14 protein-coding genes are annotated in these 15,976 nt (G+C 28.5%); 7 read left to right on the top strand and 7 right to left on the bottom strand.

Annotated elements, in window-relative coordinates; genetic code table 11:
- Positions 1 to 48: 48 nt before the first annotated feature.
- The 7 genes from mnmG to rpmH all read right to left on the bottom strand — a co-directional run bounded on the left by mnmG (position 49) and on the right by rpmH (position 5,972).
- Positions 49 to 1,938 (bottom strand): tRNA uridine-5-carboxymethylaminomethyl(34) synthesis enzyme MnmG, encoded by a 1,890-nt coding sequence (gene mnmG, locus AC07E4_RS04230; RefSeq protein ID WP_478215809.1) that lies wholly within the window; start codon positions 1,936 to 1,938, stop codon positions 49 to 51.
- 8 nt (positions 1,939 to 1,946) lie between these two features.
- A complete protein-coding gene (mnmE, locus tag AC07E4_RS04225) occupies positions 1,947 to 3,323 on the bottom strand; it encodes a tRNA uridine-5-carboxymethylaminomethyl(34) synthesis GTPase MnmE (protein ID WP_040329777.1) in 1,377 nt (458 codons plus the stop codon).
- A 482-nt stretch (positions 3,324 to 3,805) separates the two neighbouring features.
- Positions 3,806 to 4,432: an RNA-binding cell elongation regulator Jag/EloR gene (gene jag / locus AC07E4_RS04220; RefSeq protein ID WP_040329775.1), complete on the bottom strand. Its 627-nt coding sequence runs from the start codon at positions 4,430 to 4,432 to the stop codon at positions 3,806 to 3,808.
- A gap of 39 nt (positions 4,433 to 4,471) precedes the next feature.
- Entirely contained in the window at positions 4,472 to 5,200 is a 729-nt protein-coding gene (gene yidC / locus AC07E4_RS04215; protein WP_081771033.1) for a membrane protein insertase YidC, read from the bottom strand.
- Positions 5,201 to 5,232: 32 nt separating this feature from the next.
- A complete protein-coding gene (gene yidD, locus AC07E4_RS04210; protein ID WP_187372144.1) occupies positions 5,233 to 5,445 on the bottom strand; it encodes a membrane protein insertion efficiency factor YidD in 213 nt (70 codons plus the stop codon).
- Positions 5,438 to 5,782, bottom strand: a complete 345-nt coding sequence (rnpA, locus tag AC07E4_RS04205) for a ribonuclease P protein component (RefSeq protein ID WP_040329774.1) — start codon at positions 5,780 to 5,782, stop codon at positions 5,438 to 5,440. The genes yidD and rnpA overlap by 8 nt, the downstream gene beginning before the upstream one ends.
- A 55-nt stretch (positions 5,783 to 5,837) precedes the next feature.
- On the bottom strand, positions 5,838 to 5,972 hold the full coding sequence (gene rpmH, locus AC07E4_RS04200) for a 50S ribosomal protein L34 (RefSeq protein WP_010298336.1): 135 nt from the start codon (positions 5,970 to 5,972) through the stop codon (positions 5,838 to 5,840).
- 571 nt (positions 5,973 to 6,543) lie between these two features.
- On the opposite strand from rpmH, the gene dnaA reads away from it, so the two are divergent.
- From dnaA to gyrA, 7 genes are all read left to right on the top strand, one after another.
- On the top strand, positions 6,544 to 7,893 hold the full coding sequence (gene dnaA, locus AC07E4_RS04195) for a chromosomal replication initiator protein DnaA (RefSeq protein ID WP_040329773.1): 1,350 nt from the start codon (positions 6,544 to 6,546) through the stop codon (positions 7,891 to 7,893).
- Between the two features lie 264 nt (positions 7,894 to 8,157).
- Positions 8,158 to 9,261, top strand: coding sequence for a DNA polymerase III subunit beta (dnaN, locus tag AC07E4_RS04190; protein WP_040329772.1), 1,104 nt, complete (start codon positions 8,158 to 8,160; stop codon positions 9,259 to 9,261).
- A 14-nt stretch (positions 9,262 to 9,275) separates the two neighbouring features.
- On the top strand, positions 9,276 to 9,482 hold the full coding sequence (gene yaaA, locus AC07E4_RS04185) for a S4 domain-containing protein YaaA (protein ID WP_040329770.1): 207 nt from the start codon (positions 9,276 to 9,278) through the stop codon (positions 9,480 to 9,482).
- Positions 9,483 to 9,590: 108 nt separating this feature from the next.
- The gene (recF, locus tag AC07E4_RS04180; RefSeq protein ID WP_430830819.1) at positions 9,591 to 10,688 is read left to right on the top strand and encodes a DNA replication/repair protein RecF; all 1,098 of its coding nucleotides are present in this window, start codon (positions 9,591 to 9,593) and stop codon (positions 10,686 to 10,688) included.
- 11 nt (positions 10,689 to 10,699) lie between these two features.
- On the top strand, positions 10,700 to 10,963 hold the full coding sequence (gene remB, locus AC07E4_RS04175) for an extracellular matrix regulator RemB (RefSeq protein ID WP_040329768.1): 264 nt from the start codon (positions 10,700 to 10,702) through the stop codon (positions 10,961 to 10,963).
- Positions 10,964 to 10,981: 18 nt separating this feature from the next.
- Positions 10,982 to 12,889, top strand: coding sequence for a DNA topoisomerase (ATP-hydrolyzing) subunit B (gene gyrB, locus AC07E4_RS04170; protein ID WP_430830820.1), 1,908 nt, complete (start codon positions 10,982 to 10,984; stop codon positions 12,887 to 12,889).
- A 31-nt stretch (positions 12,890 to 12,920) separates the two neighbouring features.
- On the top strand, positions 12,921 to 15,413 hold the full coding sequence (gyrA, locus tag AC07E4_RS04165) for a DNA gyrase subunit A (protein WP_040329765.1): 2,493 nt from the start codon (positions 12,921 to 12,923) through the stop codon (positions 15,411 to 15,413).
- The last annotated feature ends 563 nt before the right edge of the window (positions 15,414 to 15,976 follow it).

The following is a 15,976-nucleotide window of genomic DNA, read 5'->3' as shown; positions in this document are numbered from 1 at the left end:
CTCCAAAATTTAATAATATGATTTAATCAAATAATCAACTTTACAATTTTATTGTTCTTGTTTTAAATTTCTATTTTTTTGTTCTAAATAAATCATTAATACTGATATATCCGCTGGAGATACACCTGATATTCTAGAAGCTTGACCTATGTTAGTAGGTTTTATTTGTTTTAATTTTTGCATAGCTTCTATGCGTAGCCCCTTAATTTCATCATAATTAATATCTTCACTTAAAATTTTGTTTTCAAATTTCTTAAATTGTGCTATTTGTTCTAATTGTTTTTCTATATATCCTTCATATTTAGACATAATATTTACTTGCTCAGTTACTTCATAAGGTAATTTTACCCTATCAGGATCTAAACCTTCTACAATATAATAGTCTAATTCTGATCTTTTTATTAATTCATATAAGCTTATTGGTTTTTTTAGTGGAGCTGAATTTTTACTCTCTAAAAATTCAATTACTTCTCTTTTATTTGTTATTTGTAGATTCTTAACTCTTTCTAATTCATTATCTATGCTTTGTTTTTTATTCATAAATTTATTATATCTCTCTTCAGTAACTAAACCTACTTCATGACCTATTTCAGTAAGTCTTAAATCTGCATTATCTTGTCTTAAAAGTAGTCTATATTCTGAACGAGATGTCATCATTCTATACGGTTCATTAGTACCTTTTGTAACTAAATCATCAATTAAAACACCTATATACGCATCTGATCTTTTTAATATTAAAGGCTCTCTATCCTTTATTTTTAATGCTGCATTTATTCCAGCTACAATACCTTGTGATGCTGCCTCTTCATAGCCTGAACTTCCATTTATCTGGCCTGCTGAGAACATTCCATCTATATTTTTAAATTCTAATGATAATTTTAATTGTGTTGGATCTATACAATCATATTCTATTGCATATGCTGTTCTCATCATCTCAGCATTTTCAAGACCTGGTACTGTTCTTAACATTTTTAATTGTACATCTTCTGGAAGTGAACTACTCATTCCTTGGATATACATTTCATCTGTTCCTTCACCTTCTGGTTCTACGAAAATTTGATGTCTTTCTTTATCTTCAAATCTCATAACTTTATCTTCTATTGATGGACAATATCTTGGACCTGTGCTTTTAATAGAACCATTATAAAGTGGTGATCTATTTATATTTTCTCTAATTACTTCATGTGTATCATTATTGGTGTATGTTAAATAACATGACACTTGATCTCTACCTACATTTTCACTAATAAATGAAAATGGAACTATTTCTTCGTCGCCCTTTTGTTCTTCCATCTTACTAAAATCTATAGATCTTTTATTTACTCTAGCAGGAGTTCCTGTTTTAAATCTTCTTAGGGATATATTTAATTTCTTTAAACAGTCAGATAAGTGATTTGATGGTAAGAACCCACTTGGACCTTCATTTGAAGTCATATCTCCAACTATAACAGTTGATTTTAAATAAGTTCCTGTTGTCATTATTACTGCTTTACAAGTAAAATAAGCCCCAAATTTTGTAATAATACCTTTAACTTTTCCATCTTCTACATCTATACTAACAACTTCTAATTGTTTTAGCCATAAATTTTCTTGTTTTTCTAATACACTTTTCATTCTTTCTGCATATCTATTTTTGTCTGCCTGAACTCTTAAAGAATGAACTGCTGGTCCTTTGGATGTATTAAGCATTCTAGATTGTATATATGTATGATCTATGTTAACACCCATTTCACCACCTAGTGCATCTATTTCCTTAACTAAATGACCTTTAGCTGTACCTCCTATATTAGGATTACATGCCATAAATGCAATACTATCTAAATTCATTGTACACATTAATGTTTTACAACCCATTCTTGCAGATGCAAGTGCCGCTTCACATCCTGCATGCCCTGCTCCTATTACTATAATATCAAAATCTCCACCTAAATATTGCATAATTCCACCTACTTTCCTAAACAAAACTCAGAAAATATTTTATCTATGATATCTTCCTCTAATGTACTTCCTGTTATTTTTCCTAAATTAGTCCATGCATTTCTTATATCAATTGATGCTAAATCTATTGCTGAAACATTTTCTAAAATTTCTATTGCATTTTCTATATTTTCTTTAGTTCTTAAAAGAGCCTCTTTGTGTCTAGTATTAGTTATTATAACTTCCTCACTATTAACTTCCCCTTTAAAGAACATTTCTTTTATGCATTGTTTTAAACTAGCTACATTTTCTCCAGTTTTTGTTGAAATTTCTAATATGTATTTATTATCAGCTATATTTAATTTTTCTTTATCTATTTTACTTTCTAAATCTATTTTATTTAAAAGCACAATACATTTTTTGTCCTTTATATAATCTATTATTTCTTTATCTTCCTCATCAAGTTCCTTGCTTCTATCTAATATTAATATAACTAAATCTGCCTCATTTATTTTTTGTTTTGATTTTTCAACACCTATTTTTTCAACTACATCCTCAGTTTCCCTTATTCCAGCTGTATCTATTATCTTAACTGGTACTCCTGAAATGTTTATATATTCTTCTATTACATCCCTAGTTGTTCCTGGTATGTCAGTAACAATAGCTCTATTTTCTTTTGTTAATGAATTTAGTAAAGATGACTTTCCTACGTTTGGTTTTCCAACTATTACTGTATTTATACCATCTCTTAATATTTTTCCTTCGTTAGCTGTTGAAAGTAAATATTCTACTTTTTCATTTATTTTCTTTAAATCTTCTATAGCTCCATCAGCTGTTACTTCCTCTAAATCATCCTCTGGATAGTCTACAGTTGCTTCAATATGTGCTATTATTTGTATCAATTCTTCTCTAAGAGCTATTATATTTTTTGATATATGTCCTTCACTTTGCATAAGTGCAGATTTCATGCTTAATTCTGTTTTCGCATTAATTATATCTATTACGGCTTCCGCTTGACTTAAATCTATTCTTCCATTTAAAAATGCTCTTTTAGTAAATTCACCTGGTTCTGCAATTCTTGCACCAGCCTTTACAACAGCCTCTAATACTCTATTGGTAGCTATAACTCCACCATGACAATTTATTTCTACAACATCCTCTGCTGTAAAACTTCTAGGTCCCTTCATGAAGCTTACTATTACTTCATCTATGTAATTATTATTTTCATCAATGATATGTCCATATCTCATAGTATAAGATTTTATATCTTCTAAAGTTCTATCATTTTTTCCTTTAAATATAGAACTTACTACTTTTAATGCCTTGTCACCTGAAACTCTTAGTATTGATATTCCGCCTTCTCCAACACTAGTAGCTACGGCTACAATTGTATCAAATTCATTCATATTTTTCTCCTCCATAGAACCTGAATACAATATATTTAGTAATATTGTATCATTCTCACATTAGAAATCCCTGTATTAAAAATATACTATTTATCTACAGGGCTAAGATTAATTTTTATATTTTCGCTTAACTCACTTTAAACGTATTTTATCTATTTAATAATACACCTTTTTTATATCAACAATATAAAACTTTATAGTATTATCATCATTATTTTACATAGTTTTTAATGCTATTTTCAAGTTTAGTATATATATCTACTTAAATTTTATATATAAAAAATTTTTGTCATATTAAGATTAAATTATACCACATAAATTTTTATAAAAAAAACATTAAAATTTAACATTAATTTTTACATTTATATAAAAATATATGATTAATACTGTATATAAAGTAAATTATACCCAATTTAAGGGAATATTTATCTATTTTAAAACAAATTCTTATATTTGCAATATATAATAAAAAGAAAGCCTTTTTAGGCTTTCTTTAACTCAATAACAACTTTTCTTCTTGGCTCTTCACCCTCACTATATGTTTTTATCATATCGTCATTTTGAAGTGCTGCGTGTATAACTCTTCTCTCATATGGGTTCATAGGTTCTAATTTTATAGTTTTACCTGTAGCTTTTACTTTAGATGCCATTTTTTCAGCTAATCTTTTCAAAGTTTCTTGTCTATTATGTCTATAATTCTCTGTATCAAGTATGACTCTAATATACTCTTCATCATGATCCTTATTTACTACAAGACTTACTAAATATTGCAGTGAATCTAATGTTTCTCCTCTATACCCAATTAATATTCCCATATTAGGTCCAATTAAATTTATGTTCATATCGCTACCTTGTAGCTTAACTCTAATTTCAGCTTTTATGTCCATAGAATTTAAAATTTTTCTTAAGAAATTTTTAGCTTCTTCTGCTCTATCTTTTTTTAATGTTACTTTAACTCTTGCTGGCTTTACCCCTATTATATTTAAGAATCCTTTACTACCTTCTTCTAAAACTTCTATTAGAACCTTATCTTCAGTAGTTTGTAGTTCCTCAAGTGCTTTATTTATAGCATCTTCTTTTGTTTTCCCACTCATTTCTATACATTTCATCCCTATGACACCGCCTTTCCAATATTTCTAGGCTTAAATTTATTTACCCTTTTTCTTTTTATTGTTATTATTTTTATTTGAAGTTTGAGTAACTTTTGTTTCAGTCTCAACTACAACTTTTTTCTTTGGTCTTAATATCATTGTTTGTATTAATTGAATTATATTATTTACAATCCAATAAATAACTATTGATGATGGCATTCTTATACTCATAAATCCAAACATTACTGCCATACCAATATTCATCATACCCATGTTAGGACCAGCACTAGCTCCATTTTGTGGTTGTGCAGGTTGTAACAACTTAGATGATATATAAGTACTTACCCCTGATACTATAGGAAGTATAAATATTGGGTCTGCTGCAGTTAAGCTTGGTAACCATAAAAATCCTGCTCCGTGGTAATCAAATTTATTAACAGCATAAAATAATGCTATAAGTATTGGATATTGAATAATTAATGGTAAGCAACCACTCATAGGATTTACATTTTCTTCTTTATATAATTTTAAAAGTTCTTGCTGTCCTCTTTGAGGATCATTTTTGTATTTTGCTTGTAATTCAGCTGCCTTTGGTTGAACTTCTGCTAATTTAACAGAAGATTTTGTTTGCTTTATAGTTAAAGGTAGTAAAATAACTTTAATTACAATAGTAAATAAAATTATTGCTAATCCATACGATATATCTGGATTAGCTATTATACCTTCAATTGCACCATGTATAAAAGTAAACAAATTTGCAAATATACCAACTAATGCTTCTTTCAAGGTTTAAATCCTCCTACTTTATATTAAATTATTTATTTTACAGGATCATATCCACCCTTACAGAATGGATTACACCTTAGTATTCTCTTCATTGCCATATATCCGCCTTTAATTGCTCCATACTTTTCAATAGCTTCTATAGCATATTGAGAACAAGTAGGAACAAAACGGCAACACGGTGCCTTTAAAGGTGATATATATTTTCTATATAAGTTAATTAAGTAAATTAAAAAGTTTTTAATCATTCATTAACCCGCTTTTTCTAAATAAATCCTTTAAGGAATTTTCAATTTCTTTATAACTCTTATCTTTGGAAGCAGTTCTAGCAACAAATATAAAATCATACCCCTGCTTTTTTATCAAGTTTTTGTTTAATCTATAGCTTTCATTTATAAGCCTCTTCACTCTACTTCTAACAACACTTTTCCCAACTTTTTTGCTAACTGATATTCCTATTCTATTAATATTATTATTTCTGTAATTTCTGAAAACATATAATACTAATGAAGAATTAGAGTAAGATTTTCCTCTTCTATACACTATTCTAAACTCAGGATTTTTTCGTATTCTTTCTAACTTCATTATTAACTGCTCCTTTTTTTCCTGCAATTGCAGAAAAAGGCCACATTAGCGGCCCTTATGCTGTCAATCTCTTTCTTCCTTTAAGTCTTCTTCTTTTTAAAACGTTTCTACCAGACTTAGTTTTCATTCTTTTTCTGAATCCGTGCTCTTTTTTTCTTTGTCTTTTTTTAGGCTGATATGTCATGAACATATTCAAACACTCCCTTCGTTTCTAAAATTATTTATAGTAATCAGATTATCACTATCTTATAGATTTACCATTAGATTATATATTTCCGGAAGGTCAATGTCAAGATAACTCAGTAAACAAAAAAATGCCATTTGATGTTATTATTTGTTGATAGAAATTTACGTTAACATAGTTTTTTGTGGATAACTTATTGAATACCTTGTGATATTTTGATATTATTGAATCATAATTGTTGATAAATATTTAATAAGTAAAGTTATCAACAGGTTGTTGATAACTTTGTGTATAACTTTTTAATTTTTTTATTTTAGATTTTTATTTTCTTATATTTTTGACTAATTTTATGAATTTATACATAGTAGTACTTGTTGATAATTAAAAAAAATCATTGTTGATAATATTATTTTTTTGTTTATTTCTCTTTAGTTATTAACATGTGAATATTTTTAATTGTATTTGTCAACAAATTAAATATAACTATTTTAGTATGTTTATAATTATGTTTATTAATTGTTATAAATTATAAATTTAATCCTAAAAAAAAAATTGAACTGGAGGATAGAAATAGAAGATGAACACCCAAGTGAACGAGTTATGGGAAAAAACCTTAAGCATTCTCAAAGAAGAACTTACAGAAGTCAGCTTTAATACTTGGATTAAAAGTATTAAACCTATCTCGCTAGATAACACTACCTTTAAATTAGGTGTTCCTAACAACTTTACTAAAGATATTTTAGAAAATCGATATAAAGATTTAATCATAAATGCTTTAAAGTCAGTTTCAAATAGAACTTTCAGCATAGATTTTTCAATTATAACGGAAGAAGCTCTTGAAGCCGATGTTCCAAAAAAAAATATCGAGCCTAAAAGTAATGTAAAAGTAAATGATGCTATGTCTGCTATACTAAATCCTAAATATACTTTCAATTCATTTGTTATAGGAAATAGTAATAGATTTGCTCATGCTGCATCACTTGCTGTAGCAGAATCCCCTGCAAAAGCATACAATCCATTATTTATATATGGAGGCGTTGGTCTTGGAAAAACCCACCTTATGCATGCTATAGGTCATTACATACAAGATGTTAATCCTAAATCTAAGGTAGTATATGTGTCATCCGAGAAGTTTACTAATGAACTTATAAATTCTATTAAAGAAGATAAAAATGTAGAATTTAGAAATAAATATAGAAATATAGATGTCCTTTTAATAGATGATATTCAGTTTATTGCAGGTAAAGAAAGTACCCAAGAAGAGTTTTTCCACACTTTCAATGCTCTACATGATGCAAATAAACAAATAATATTATCTAGTGATAGACCACCAAAAGAGATCCCTACATTAGAAGATAGACTTCGTTCTAGATTTGAGTGGGGACTTATTGCTGATATACAACCACCAGACTTTGAAACAAGAATTGCAATATTAAAGAAGAAAGCTGATGTTGAAAATCTTGATATACCAAATGATGTTATGGTTTATATCGCAACACAAATTAAATCTAATATAAGGGAATTAGAAGGTGGATTGATAAGAATTGTAGCTTATTCATCACTTACTAACAGGGAAATTAATGTAGATTTAGCAGCTGAAGCTTTGAAAGATATAATATCAAATAAAAATTCAAGACAAATAACCATTGAATTAATACAAGATATTGTTTCTAGTTATTACAATTTAAAAATAGAAGATTTTAAGTCATCTAGAAGAACTAGAAATGTTGCTTTTCCTAGACAAATTGCAATGTACCTTTCAAGAAAACTTACAGATACATCTCTTCCTAAAATAGGTGAAGAATTTGGTGGAAGAGACCATACTACTGTAATTCACGCATACGAAAAAATCTCACAGAGTCTAAAAAAAGATGAAAATCTTCAAGAAGTAGTAGAAGAATTAACTAAAAAAATTCAAAGAAAATAAAATTAATCAACAGGTGTTACTAATTTTGCTATTATTTCTTGTTGATAAAAAATAAAATAAAGTTTATTGTTAATATTGTGGATAAGTGCATTAAGTTCGTCTTTGTTTATCCACAATTATTTTTTCATGATTTTTGTTGAATTTTATAGGGTTGAAGGGGTTATCAACATATCAACAGCCCCTACTACTACTACTGCTATATTTTTAATATTATCTAAGCTATTTTTAGCTATTTTATTTGTTGATAAAAAGGAGGATTTTAAAATGAAATTTTTAACTAATAAAAATTCTTTAATGGAAGCAATATCAAATGTACAAAAAGCAATAACAGGAAAATCAACCTTACCTATACTTCAAGGTATATACATAAATGCGCATAAAAATACATTAACATTAATGGGATCAGATATAGATGTTTGTATAGAAACTAAAATCGATGCCAATATTATTGAAGAAGGTTCAATCGTAGTTGATTCTAAGATATTTGGAGAGATAATAAGAAAACTTCCTAACTCTGAACTTCAAATAACTACTTTAGAAGATGGAGCTATTGAAATAATATGTGAAAAATCATGTGTTAACTTAATACATATGGATGCTAACGACTACCCACTATTACCTGATATCAATGAAGATACAATATTTTCAATAGAGCAAAAAATACTTAAAAATATGATAAAGGGAACAATATTTGCAGTTGCACCTGATGAAACTAGACCAATACTTACAGGTGTACTATTTGAAATAAAAGATTATAAGTTAAATTTAATAGCACTTGATGGATTTAGAGTTGCATTTAGAAGTGAACCTATTAATTGCAGTGACAATAAAGAAGCCGTAATACCTGGAAAAACCCTAAATGAAGTATCTAAAATACTTGAAGATAGCGATAATGAAGTTAAAATAACATTCACTAATAACCATATTTTATTTAACATTGGAAATACTAAAGTTATATCAAGGCTTTTAGAAGGCGAATTCATAAAATACGCATCTATAATTCCTCAAGAATATAAATTAAAAGTTAATGTAAATAAAAATGATATTTTAAGTTGCATAGAAAGAGCATCTCTTGTTGCGAAAAATGGAAATACAAATCTAGTAAAATTAGATATATCAGAAGACAGCATAGTAATAACTTCTAATTCTCAATTGGGAAAATCAAGAGAAGAAGTTTCTATAGTATTGCAAGGTGAAGCACTTAAAATTGCATTTAACTCTAAATATTTAATCGATGCTTTTAAGAATATAGAAGAAGAAAATGTGGTAATGGAACTTTCAAGTTCAGTTTCACCATGTGTTATAAAAAATAAAGAAAATGATAACTGCACATATCTTGTAGTTCCAGTTAGAGTTTTAAATTATTAAAAGAGGTAATAATTATGATAGAAGTTCAAATAACTACAGAGTTTATAAAATTAGATTCATTTTTAAAATTTTCAGGGGCATGTACTTTAGGCTCAGAAGCTAAATTTTTCATTCAAAACGGTGAAGTTAAAGTGAATAATGAAGTTGAAACTCAAAGAGGTAAGAAATTATATAAAGGAGATTCAGTAGAATTTCAAAATGAAATTTATTCAGTAGTTTAAAAATGCACCGATTATCGGTGCATATTTTTAGAAATACTTTCAAATAAATTGAATTTGACATAAAAATGATATAGTATGATATAATTTATAATTGGGTGTTTGTTTATTATGTATATTAAAAAATTGATATTAAAAAATTTTAGAAATTATAATGAGTTACTATTAGACTTCAATGAGGGTACTAACGTATTTGTTGGCAACAATGCACAAGGAAAAACAAATATTTTAGAAGCTGTGTACTATGCAAGTATAGGAAAATCTCATAGAACTAATAAAGATAAAGAACTTATAAAATGGGACCATAATGATGCCTATATTAGAATAGATATTGCCAAAACAAGGCTTGACAAGAAAGTTGAAATAAAGATTTTCAAAGAAGGAAAAAAAGGAATTAACATAAATTCTATAAAAATCAATAAAATGTCTGAACTAATTGGTACTTTAAACGTAGTTATGTTCTCACCAGAAGATTTAAATATAATTAAAGACTCACCAGCATATAGAAGAAAATTTTTAGATATAGAACTTTGTAAATTATATCCTCGGTATTACCATAATTTAGCTATGTACAAGAAGATATTGTCTGAAAGAAACAATGCTTTGAAGAAGTTTAATTCTAATTTAGATATTTTAGATATATATGACATTCAGTTAAGTGAAATTGGATCATATATAATTAAAAAAAGATTAGACTACATAGATGGATTAAATGAAAAATCAAATGAAATACACAGGGATATAACATCAGGAAAAGAAGAAATAAAGTTTGAGTATTTAACAAACATTACTAGTTCAGATATAAAAAATGAATTATATGATTTGCTAGTTAAAAATAGAAAAAGAGACTTTGAAAGAAAAGTAACTTCAGTAGGACCTCATAGAGATGATTTTTTAACATATATAAACCATATTGACGTAAAGACATATGGATCACAGGGACAGCAGAGAACTGCAGTACTTTCTTTAAAATTTGCATCATTGCAAATAATTAAAGACTTAACTGGAGAATTTCCTCTATTGCTTTTAGACGATGTACTTTCCGAATTAGATATAACAAGGCAAAAATACATACTAAATTCTATAAGCAATGTTCAAACGTTAATAACGTGTACGGGAATTAATAATATAAAAAAATATTTAAATTCTTTAGTTGATATGAGTGTATTTGAAGTAGAAAATGGATTTGTAAATCAAATAGGCAATTAAGGAGGAGAATTATGTTTCTTCATTTAGGTGAAAATGTAGTAGTTCCAATAAAAGACATAATAGCTATACTAGATATGGAATCCACTATGTATAGCTCTGACACAATTCAATTTTTGAGAATGGCAGAAGAAGATGGATTTGTTGAAAGAATAACGAAAGACAAACCTAAATCCTTTGTTATAGCAGAAGTAGATAAAAAGAGTAAAATATACTTATCTCCAATATCTTCATCGACATTATGTAAAAGAACAGACATTGTATATTGTGAGTATTAGTAAGTTAGGAGGATATGCATGGATACAAATAAAGTTTATGATGAGAGTCAGATACAGGTATTAGAAGGTCTAGAAGCCGTAAGAAAAAGACCAGGAATGTATATAGGTAGTACAAGTGCAAGGGGTCTTCATCACTTAGTTTATGAAATAGTTGATAACAGTATAGACGAAGCAATAGGTGGATACTGTCAAAACATTGAAGTTACTATACATGAAGATAATTCCATAACAGTAGAAGATGATGGAAGAGGTATGCCAGTAGGTATACATCCTAAACTTCAAATACCAACAGTTGAAGTTATAATGACTGTTTTACATGCTGGAGGTAAATTTGGAGGGGGAGGATACAAAGTTGCAGGTGGATTGCATGGAGTTGGTGCATCTGTAGTAAATGCTCTTTCTAAAGAATGTACAGTAATTGTAAAAAGAGATGGACATATTTGGACTGAAACATTCTCAAGAGGAAAAGTAAAAGAAGAGTTCAAAATGATTGGTGATACAGAAGAACATGGAACTAAAATGCACTTTGTTCCAGATGATGAAATATTTGATGAAGTTGAATTTAGTTATGAAGTTCTTAGCCAAAGGTTAAGGGAACTTGCCTTTTTAAATAAAGGGGTAAAGATAATACTAAGCGATGAAAGAACTGGAAAAGTTGATCAGTTCCATTATGAAGGAGGAATAAAATCCTTTGTAGAATACTTAAATAGAAATAAAGGTAAAATTCATAATGAACCTATATATGTTGAGGGTGTAAAAGATGATTGTGTTGTTGAGATAGCACTTCAATATAATGATACTTACAACGAAAATTTATTTTCATTCGCTAATAATATAGATACTGTTGAGGGTGGTACACATCTAGTTGGATTTAAAGCAGCACTAACTAGAGTTATCAATGACTATGCTAAAAAGTTTGGTCACCTAAAAGAAAATGATAAAAATTTAAGTGGTGAGGATGTAAGAGAAGGATTAACAGCAGTTGTATCAGTAAAAGTTACAGACCCACAATTTGAAGGACAAACAAAAACAAAACTAGGAAACGCACCTGTTAGAGGAATAGTTGAATCAATAGCAAATGATGCTATTACAACATTTTTAGAAGAAAATCCTCAAGTAGGAAAAAGTATAATTGATAAAGGATTAAATGCTGCAAGAGCAAGAGAAGCTGCTAAAAAAGCAAGAGAGTTAACAAGAAGAAAATCAGTTCTTGAAAGTACTTCTTTACCTGGTAAATTAGCAGATTGTTCATCAAAAAATCCAGATGAATGTGAAATATACATCGTAGAGGGAGATTCTGCGGGTGGTTCTGCTAAACAAGGCAGAAACAGAAGATTCCAAGCCATTTTACCACTAAGAGGTAAAATAATGAATGTTGAAAAGCAAAGATTAGATAAAATGTTAAATTCAGACACTATTAAATCTATGATAACAGCATTTGGTGGTGGAATAGGAAAAGATTTTGATGTTGAGAAGATTAGGTATAATAAAATAATAATCATGACAGATGCCGATGTAGATGGAGCTCATATAAGAACTCTATTACTTACTTTCTTTTATAGATACATGAGAGAATTGGTTGATAAAGGACATGTTTATATAGCTCAACCACCTCTTTATAGAATAAAAAAAGGTAAAAATGAATGCTACACTTACAGCGATGCTGAACTTGAAAACATGTTACAACAAATGGGTGGAAAAGATAGCAGTGTAGATATTCAAAGATATAAAGGTCTAGGTGAGATGAATGCAGAACAACTTTGGGATACTACTATGAACCCAGAGAATAGAACGCTTCTAAAAGTAAATGTAGAAGATGCAATGGCTGCAGATGAGATTTTTACTATTCTTATGGGAGATAAAGTTGAACCTCGTAGAGAATTTATAGAAGAAAATGCAAAATTGGTTAGCAATCTAGACATATAGTGAAATATGTAAATGTAGTGAGGTGTAACATATGAATAGTGAAGAAAAAATATTGCCTGTAGACATAAAAAATGAAATGAAAAAATGTTATATAGATTATGCCATGAGCGTTATAGCAGGTAGAGCATTACCAGACGTAAGAGATGGATTAAAACCTGTTCATAGAAGAATATTATACTCAATGCATGAACTTGGACTATATCCTGAAAAGGGATATAGAAAGTGTGCGAGAATAGTAGGGGACGTTCTTGGTAAGTATCACCCACATGGAGATACAGCAGTTTATGATGCGCTTGTAAGATTAGCACAAGACTTTTCAATCAGATATACTCTTGTTGATGGTCATGGTAACTTTGGATCCGTTGATGGTGATGGAGCAGCCGCAATGAGATATACAGAAGCAAAAATGAATAAAATTACTACTCAAATGCTTAGGGATATAAATAAAAATACAGTAGATTTTATTCCTAACTTTGATGGTGAAGAAAAAGAACCAACAGTATTGCCTTCTAGATTTCCGAATCTATTAGTAAATGGTTCATCAGGAATAGCAGTAGGTATGGCAACTAATATACCTCCTCACAACCTAAATGAGGTTATTGATGGAGTTATAATGCTTATAGATAATCAGGATACTACAATAAGTGAGCTAATGACTAAAGTAAAGGGTCCTGATTTTCCAACAGGTGGAATAATACTAGGTAAAGGTGGAATAAGAAGTGCTTATGAAACTGGTAGAGGAAAAGTATTAGTTAGATCTAAAGCAGAGATAGAAGAGGAAAATGGAAGACACAAAATAATAGTTACAGAAATACCGTATATGGTTAATAAGGCTAACTTAATAGAGAATATTGCTAATCTAGTAAAAGATAAAAAATTAGATGGAATATCAGATCTTAGAGATGAGTCAGATAGAGACGGTATGAGAATTGTTATAGAACTAAAAAGGGATGCAAATCCTAACATTGTTCTTAACAGATTATACAAGCACACTAAAATGCAAGATACTTTTGGAATAATAATGCTTGTATTAGTTGATGGTCAACCAAAGGTATTAAACTTAAAACAAATATTAGTTCATTACTTAGAACATCAAAAAGAGGTAGTAACAAGAAGAACTCAATTTGATCTTGATAAGGCACTTGCTAGAGCTCATATTTTAGAGGGACTAAGAATAGCACTTGATCATATAGATCAAGTTATAGCACTTATAAGAGGATCTAAAACTGCAGCTGAAGCAAAAGAAGGCTTAATGAAAACTTTTGGATTGTCAGAAAAGCAATCACAAGCAATTCTTGATATGAAGCTTCAAAGACTTACTGGTTTAGAAAGAGAAAAAATTGAAGAAGAGTACAATGAAATAATGGAAACAATCACTTATTTAAGATCAATACTTGAAAGTGAAGAAATCCTTTTAAATATAATAAAAGATGAACTTATTGAAATAAAAACAAAATATGGTGATGAAAGAAAAACTGCCATAGAAAAAAATCCAGATATATTTGATGAGGAAGATTTAATTGACGATGAAGATGTAGTAATTACATTAACTCATGCTGGATATATTAAGAGATTACCAGTGGATACTTATAACGCTCAAAGAAGAGGGGGTAGAGGTATCCAAGGAGCTATAACAAAAGAGGATGACTTTGTTGAAAATATATTAACAACGCCAATACTTAACAATATATTATTCTTCACTAATAGAGGAAGAGTATACAAATTAAAAGCTTATGAAGTTCCAGAGGCAGGTAGAACAGCTAAGGGAACTAATGTAGTAAACTTACTTCCTATTGAAAATGGTGAGACTATACAAGCGATAATGACTATAAAAACTTTTGAGGAAGATAATTTCTTAATTATGGGTACTAAACAAGGTATTGTTAAGAAAACTTCTTTAAGTCAATATGCAGCAATAAGAAGAAATGGTTTAAACGCTATAAACTTAAGAGAAGATGATGAGTTAATTGGTGTAAGTATAACAACTGGTGATAGTGAAATGATATTTGTAACACGAGGAGGATACTCAATAAGATTTAGCGAAAAAGATGTTAGACAAATGGGTAGAGTTTCTACTGGTGTAAGAGCTATAAGATTAAGAGAAAATGATATTGCAGTATCTATGGTTGTTGTAAAAGAAGATGAAGAATTACTTGTAATAAGTGAAAAGGGATTTGGTAAGAGAACTGATATGTCACAATATACACTTCAACATAGAGGTGGAAAAGGCATAATAACTTATAAAATAACTGAAAAGACAGGTAATGTTGTTGGTGCTAGAGTTGTTAGAGAAGAAGATGAACTTATGTTAATAAATAGCGACGGAATAATAATAAGGTTAAATGTAAGTGATATATCTACAACTAGTAGAAATACTATGGGAGTAACACTTATGAAAACTGGAGAAGACATTAATATAGTTGCTATAGCTAAAATTAACTATACAGAGCCAACAGAAGTTCAAATGGAAATAGAAACTGAAATAGAAAATGAAAATATTGATGATAACGAAAATGAAGAATAAATAAATAGAAAAAGTAAGAGAAGTACTATTATACTCCTCTTACTTTTTTTAATTTAATATCTTATGTGAATTTAATAGATCGACAACATAAAAGATAATAGTTAAATTTAAAATTTATAAATGGTATTTTAGTATAATACTTAGACTTTAATATAAGGTATTTAACTTATGTAAATATAAAAATATAAAAACATATCCACGTGTATCAATTGTAGAAAAACAAAGAAATAAATAGAATAATTAAGTATTATAAAAATAAATTCAAATAATAAGTAATATTAACAATAAAAATGAATATTAAATTATATATAATAAATCTTGTCGCTAAGGCAAACAAGTAATTGAAGCCAAGCGATGTAGATATAAACTTAAAAACATTAAAAAAAAGTGTTGACAAAAAAGTTTAAATCTAGTAAAATAGAAAAAGTCGTCAGGTAATGATGACACATTGGTCTTTGAAAATTAAACAGATAATATATAGGTAAAACCAGTTAATTCATTGAGATTCTAATCAAATTAGAAGATCACATCGAAAGATGTAAAATTGACTATTATAGTCAGCA

The sequence above is a fragment of the Clostridium amazonense genome, assembly GCF_056431285.1.
The sequence above is the reverse complement of the archived record's forward strand: the minus strand, read 5'-3'. Positions and strand labels throughout refer to the sequence as shown.